The organism is Clostridium sp. 19966 (assembly GCF_032335695.1).
In the GTDB taxonomy this organism is placed as follows: domain Bacteria; phylum Bacillota; class Clostridia; order Clostridiales; family Clostridiaceae; genus JACTOJ01.
Genome location: NZ_JACTOJ010000063.1, coordinates 1 through 4973, shown reverse-complemented (window position 1 = coordinate 4973; position 4973 = coordinate 1). Strand labels below are relative to the sequence as shown.

Genomic DNA, 4973 nt, shown 5'->3' with positions numbered 1-4973 from the left:
TTGTTATCCTGTGAACCTTTTTGCATGTACATAACCTCCCTAGTTAATTAATATCTGTTATTTTATCAAAACTGATTTTAACCTTCTAGGCGTTAATTTTTTTACGGTTACAATAGTATTATTATCCATATGCGATTATTCCTTCTCCTACTTAATAATTTATTCCATAGTTAATTTTAAACAGCTTGAGAATATGTATTAAATTATAGTTTGATTGTTTGTTAAATTATAACATGAAATTCATTTTAATGTATACACTTCAATAAATACTGCGCTCTTTCTTTAAAGTTAATTATCCTTGTAAGGGCCTCAGCATCAAAGTAAAATAAATCTCCATCAGCTGAGCACTTAATTGGCCATTTAAATCTCTGACTAAACTGCTTAATATGTTTAAAGCTGTAATAGTATTCATTAGTATTGATAGAATAGTTGACTGAAGGCTCATAGGATTTTCAGCTGTCCATTTTGCCTTCTATCCTAATGAGAAGATAGGTGGCTCTATATATCTATTAAATATAATTTGGCTATAACGTATGATAATGTATGTAAGATATGTTATAATCATCCTAATCTTATATGGTAATTGTAAAATAGTGTGAACTGAAGATAATTAATATTTTTGTAGGAGGTTATAGGATGAGTTGTAAAATGTGCGAAAAGCAAAAAAGCATTAAGGATGACCCATATTTTATTATAGAACTTGAAACAGGATACGTAATTTTAGGATGGTTTCAGAGGTTTAAAGGCTATACGGTTTTCAATTGTAAAGAACATGGGCCTGAATTACATAACTTAGAACATTCTTTTAAAATTAAACATCTTGAAGAAATGTCTATAGTAGCAGAGGCTGTTTCTAATATATTTAAGCCTGATAAGATGAATTATGAATTACTTGGAAATGGATGTTCTCATATTCATTGGCACTTATATCCGAGAGTAAAAGGTGATACTCCTAAAATTAGTTCGGTATATCAATTGTCAAACGAGGAATTGTTTGATGAATCTACAAGACCGAATGAGGAGGAGAGAAAAGAATTGAAAGAAATGATTAAAAATGAAATTATGCGTCTATGTCCAAAATAAGGATTAAGCGAAGTAATTGAGTGATACGTGATATTCTTAATTGATGTACTAAAATGTGAATAGGTTCTTTCTAGTTTAATGGTTAGTTATATAAATAGTAATTTATGTAGGTTTTAGTGATGCGTTCATGATTAAGAAGGTATCAATATAAAAATACTAAGGGGGATATATGTTATGGCACACATAAAGGCAAATGGCATACAAATTGAATATGAAATTTTTGGGAATAAGACAAATCCTACAATAGTGCTTATTGCAGGAAATGGTGCTCAGCTAAATTTTTGGGAACCAGATTTTTGTGAAATGCTTGCAAAGGATAATTTGCAAGTTATACGCTTTGATAACCGCGATGCGGGATTGTCTACAAAATTCGATGCGGCTGGTATTCCTGACATGAAAAGGATATACCAGGCAGCGCAAGAGAGAAAACCAATTGAGACAGCATATACATTGGAAGATATGGCTGATGATGTGGCTGGTTTGCTAGATGCGTTGGGAATAGAGAAGGCTCACATCTGTGGTGCTTCTATGGGAGGCACGATTGCTCAGGTTTTTGCCTATAGGCATCCTTCGCGTATATGTAGTTTAATTTCTATTATGTCATCCACAGGTAATCCGAATAATCCGCAAATATCACCAGAAACATTGGCGATTGTTACAGCAACACCTCCAACTGGGCGGGATGCATATATTGATTATACTTTACATATGTGGAAAAATATTTGGAGTAAGGGATTTCCTTTTGAAGAAGAACGTGCAAGGCGGTATTGTGAAGAAAGCTATGATCGTTCTTATTATCCACAAGGATCTGTACGCCAAAATGCAGCGTTGGTTGCTAATGGGGATAGGAGGCAACACCTTTCATTACTAACAACTCCTACGCTGGTAATCCATGGAACTGAAGATGTGTTATTTCCTGTTGAAGCAGGAAAAGATACAGCACGCACAATACCTAATGCTAAATTACTTTTGATCGAAGGAATGGGCCATGACATGCCTAAGGGAGCATGGAAATGCATAGTAGAAGCTATTGCTAGTCAGATAAACGACACGTATCATTCATGTTAAGGGGGAAAAATAATGATTCAATCAATTGTACATATTGCTTTAGTAGTACAAGACTATGATGAAGCAATCGAGTTTTACACAAAGAAACTTCATTTTACATTAGTAGAAGATACATATCAACCCGAGCAAGAAAAAAGATGGGTGGTAGTATCTCCACCAGGTTCAAATGGAACAACAATATTACTTGCAAGAGCATCTAAGCCAGAACAAGAGCCTTTCATAGGAAATCAAGCAGGGGGAAGAGTTTTTCTTTTCTTAGAAACTGATGATTTTGGGCGTGATTATAATGAAATGAGAAAAATAGGAATAGAATTTGTTAGAGAACCTAAAGAACAGGATTATGGAACGGTTGCAGTATTTAAAGATTTATACGGAAATTTATGGGATTTAGTTGAATTCAATGAAAATCATCCAATACTCAAAAGAGTTAAATAAATTCCAATTTATAGATACGTTTGAAGTATAGAGTATTTTACAATTCGAAGGAGATTAGATATGATACATAAATGATGCTGTGGGTACGATACCTTTGATTAAAAATATGATAGAAATTTTGATATTTGTGAAATCTATTTTTGGAAGTATAATCCAAAATATGAAGGCGATGCTAATCATGTTGGTTTAATACAAGCTGAAGATAATTTCTTGAAATTTGGAGCATGTGAACGGAAAATGATTGCCAATGTAAGAAAGGCTAAGTTAGGCTGTAATATAACAGCAGTAGATTTATCTGAATCAGCAATTGCTAACGCTAGGATATTTGCCGAAAACAACAATTGTAGTATTAATTTTATCTATAAATCAATTTTTGAATTAGATAGCAGAGCATATGACTTTATATATGATAGTGGTTGCTTTCATCGCTTACCTCCCCACAGAAGAATTTCATATGTGGAACTATTAAGAAGTTCATTAAAGCAAGGTTCTTACTTTGGTCTAACATGTTTTGCTTGGGGAGAAAAATGTGCAGATGAAGTTACAGACTGGGAGTATTATGAAAAACACCGTGTAGGCGTTGCCTTTACCAAGGAAAAACTTGAGCAAATATTTTGTAAAGACTTTGAAGTTGTAGAGATAAAAAAATATAAAGAGGGAATAGAAGGTACTTTACAAGGCTTAGGTTTTATGTGGACAGCATTATTTAAAAAGAAATAACTTTTGATATCGTGAACAATATTCTTTTTCTACGAATCAATAATAAAGGCTTTGTTTTAAATGTTGATATTATCGTTAGAATCCCTTTACTAAAAACTCCTTTATCAACATTCTTTTAAAAAATGGCCATAATAAAAAATAGAGTGAATTAAGGTTGGCAATTAATTATATTATTTGAGATTTAAATCTAGGTGCTGATTTTTAACATGCTCAGGTATTTTGAAACTTTTAATATGCTCATATCTTTCAAGTGTAATTTTATCATTAACCTCATCTATTTTAAAGGTAAAATCATCTAAGCCTATTGGATTATGAGCACCAAGATAAGGCTCTACTTGAAATTTAAGAGTAAAATATGATTTCTCATTTATATAGCTTGCTTGTAATATCTGTGAAGTAGGTGTGGTTATCCAATAAGGAACATCCCCACCATAATAATCCCTCAAAGGTTTATGTATATATTGAGATAAGAGATTTATGATTATCCAACCCATGACTTGTTCTTTTGAACTCTCTTCAAGTGATACGGAATCGCAATATTTGTTAGTAAATTGGGCCTCCTCGTCAATTAATGAACTGCTTGATTTATGTGAAGCGCTATTATATCCCATGAAAACAATTATTAGAAAAAATATTAAGAGAGTCTTAAAAATCTGTTTCATTTAGCAACCTCCATGCGAAATTTATTTATCTATTTTCTCCATAAAAAAGATAGTAAATGTGTGGAAATAAATGAATTTAATGGTGTTAAAAGGATGCAGCTTACTAAGTTAATAATTCAAAATTAGGTCAGAAAGCTCAATAATAATCAGATTTTAAAATCTCTCCGCTAAAAATAAAATTCTATAAGGGGCAAAAAAGATGGCAAAACATGTTTTAAAGAAAAAGCGAAAGCTCCACAAACATAGCATTTGTGAAGCTTAGAGAGTGCACCAGACAGGAGTCGAACCTGCGACCTCCGGATTCGAAGTCCGTAACTCTATCCAACTGAGCTACTAGTGCATATAAAATTAACACGACTTATATTATAAAACAAATTATTCCCAAAAACAAGTATTTGAATTGTCTGGAATAAATATTACTTTACTGGACAGTCGATAGCCATAGGCACTGTTTGACTTTTTAATGGGACAGGTCTTTACAAGGAGCTCAAGCTTCGGAGCGAAGACCTGTCCCGGAGTTTTCTCAAACAAATTTTCTTTTAAAACAAAAGAAGGGAATAACTTTTCTTATTTATAAGCTAATTAACTCAGTACTCTCCGGGACAGTCAATAGCCATAGCTACTGCATAAATTGATTGACTGTCCCGATTAAAACACAACCTGGTGTATCAATATGCTAAAAATATCGAAAAAAGTAGAAAAAGAAAGTATAAGCAGATTAAAATAAAAATATGAACATAAATAATATACAAACATATATTGAGCCGTGGTACTATATCTAAGTCGCAACTGACAAGTATAAAAATTGAAAAGTAGAAAATACTAAATCAATAAAAATACTTGAAAAAAATTGTTGACAGATTATCATTAACATGATAATATATGAAAGCTGTGTGAATACAGCAAGGTCTTTGAAAATTGAACAGAAGGAAAAATATCAATTCTTTGATATAAGGTAAATCCAGCAGATTTTACAAATGTAAATAGCATTTGTAAGATATCGTT

At 32.2% G+C, this 4973-nt stretch carries 5 protein-coding genes and 1 tRNA gene; 4 read left to right on the top strand and 2 right to left on the bottom strand.

Annotation, left to right across the window (positions count from 1 at the left end; translation table 11 throughout):
- Window positions 1-636 precede the first annotated feature (636 nt).
- The 4 genes from IAI10_RS24305 (at window position 637) to IAI10_RS24290 (ending at window position 3306) form a co-directional block, all read left to right on the top strand.
- The gene (locus IAI10_RS24305; protein WP_315675899.1) at window positions 637-1083 is read left to right on the top strand and encodes an HIT family protein; all 447 of its coding nucleotides are present in this window, start codon (window positions 637-639) and stop codon (window positions 1081-1083) included.
- A 174-nt stretch (window positions 1084-1257) separates the two neighbouring features.
- Window positions 1258-2151, top strand: coding sequence for an alpha/beta hydrolase (locus tag IAI10_RS24300; protein WP_315675898.1), 894 nt, complete (start codon window positions 1258-1260; stop codon window positions 2149-2151).
- A gap of 12 nt (window positions 2152-2163) precedes the next feature.
- Complete coding sequence (locus IAI10_RS24295) at window positions 2164-2586, top strand: VOC family protein (RefSeq protein ID WP_315675897.1); 423 nt, start codon at window positions 2164-2166, stop codon at window positions 2584-2586.
- A gap of 123 nt (window positions 2587-2709) precedes the next feature.
- The gene (locus IAI10_RS24290) at window positions 2710-3306 is read left to right on the top strand and encodes a CPCC family cysteine-rich protein (protein ID WP_315675900.1); all 597 of its coding nucleotides are present in this window, start codon (window positions 2710-2712) and stop codon (window positions 3304-3306) included.
- Window positions 3307-3476: 170 nt separating this feature from the next.
- On the opposite strand, the gene IAI10_RS24285 is transcribed toward IAI10_RS24290, so the two are convergent.
- Window positions 3477-3968 (bottom strand): DUF3888 domain-containing protein, encoded by a 492-nt coding sequence (locus IAI10_RS24285; RefSeq protein WP_315675896.1) that lies wholly within the window; start codon window positions 3966-3968, stop codon window positions 3477-3479.
- A 266-nt stretch (window positions 3969-4234) separates the two neighbouring features.
- Window positions 4235-4308 (bottom strand) — tRNA-Arg (locus IAI10_RS24280).
- Window positions 4309-4973 lie beyond the last annotated feature (665 nt).